The sequence below is a fragment of the uncultured Campylobacter sp. genome (assembly GCF_938040115.1).
GTDB lineage: Bacteria > Campylobacterota > Campylobacteria > Campylobacterales > Campylobacteraceae > Campylobacter_A.
Genome location: NZ_CALHXD010000157.1, coordinates 1 through 1,032, shown reverse-complemented (window position 1 = coordinate 1,032; position 1,032 = coordinate 1). Strand labels below are relative to the sequence as shown.

Genomic DNA, 1,032 nt, shown 5'->3' with positions numbered 1-1,032 from the left:
AATTATAAAACATAGAGGGGCTTAAAATTTTGACCGTAAAATTTAGCTTAAATTTAGCTCGTAGACGCACATCTTGCACGAGTTTTTGATCTTGCTAAAAATACGGAAAATTTTCGCTGCGAGGCACCATTTCTCGGGCCTTATGTCCATCATCACGCCCGTTTTTAAAAGCTTAATGCGCTCGTCCCAAGCTTCAAGCGACCTCTCGTCGTCGATGCCGAGTTTAAATTTAGGCGGATTTGCGATATAGCGCAGTACGTCGTGCTTTTTAGGCTCTATGCTAGCGGCGAAGCGACTGAGCAAATCAAGCATAACTACGCCGCTAAATCTCTGCGCTAAATTTCGCATAAACGCCGAAATCTCAGGCTCGCTAAAATACATCGCCACGCCTTCTAGCACGAAGATAAACTTCGCTCCCTCGTGCCGCGCGCGCAGTTCGTCCATCCACGCGGTCTCAAACATCGAGGCTTTGAGGCTAAAATTTAGCGCGGATTTTGGCACTAGCTCGCCCCGCAGGTCTATGACGTCGGGTAAATCAAGGTCGTAAAACAAGGCGCCTGGTAGCTGCTTTTCAAGCCTTAGCGGACGCGTATCAAGCCCAGCTCCGACTTGGACTACGACTAGCTTTTCGCCCGCGTTTTTGCGAGCGAAATCTAAAATCTCGTCGTCGTAAAACCGCGCTCTAATCACGGTGCCGGTTTTGCTAAATTTGCCGCCTTTAAATTTAGCGAAATCATAATCTATGCGCTGCATAACCGGGCGCGAAAAGGGATCGCCTAGGATCGGTTCTGGCTCGTCGTTATCCAGCGCGCGGAAATACAAATTTATAAACAGCGTCTCTGAAATCGCGTCGTTAAATTTGATCTTTTTTGCTTGCATAGCTTCTCCTTTATGATAATCTATCGCAATTATAACTCAAAAAGGAGAAATCCGCGCTTTCATTTTACGCGGCGGCGTAAATTTAAAAATAGCGGCGAAAGACGGCGTAAATTTAGCGGGCTAAATTTAGCGCAAAAGACGGGCGCATTTACC

Annotated in this window: 1 protein-coding gene; it reads right to left on the bottom strand. The window is 46.8% G+C overall.

All coding sequences use genetic code 11. The features are described from left to right. Positions 1-42: 42 nt before the first annotated feature. Positions 43-879 (bottom strand): class I SAM-dependent methyltransferase, encoded by an 837-nt coding sequence (locus tag Q0314_RS05615; protein ID WP_298057408.1) that lies wholly within the window; start codon positions 877-879, stop codon positions 43-45. Positions 880-1,032: the final 153 nt, after the last annotated feature.

Bases quoted from the DNA above. Each gene is read 5' to 3' on its own strand.
- Q0314_RS05615 (WP_298057408.1), bottom strand. From the start codon at position 879: ATGCAAGCAAAAAAGATCAAATTTAACGACGCGATTTCAGAGACGCTG.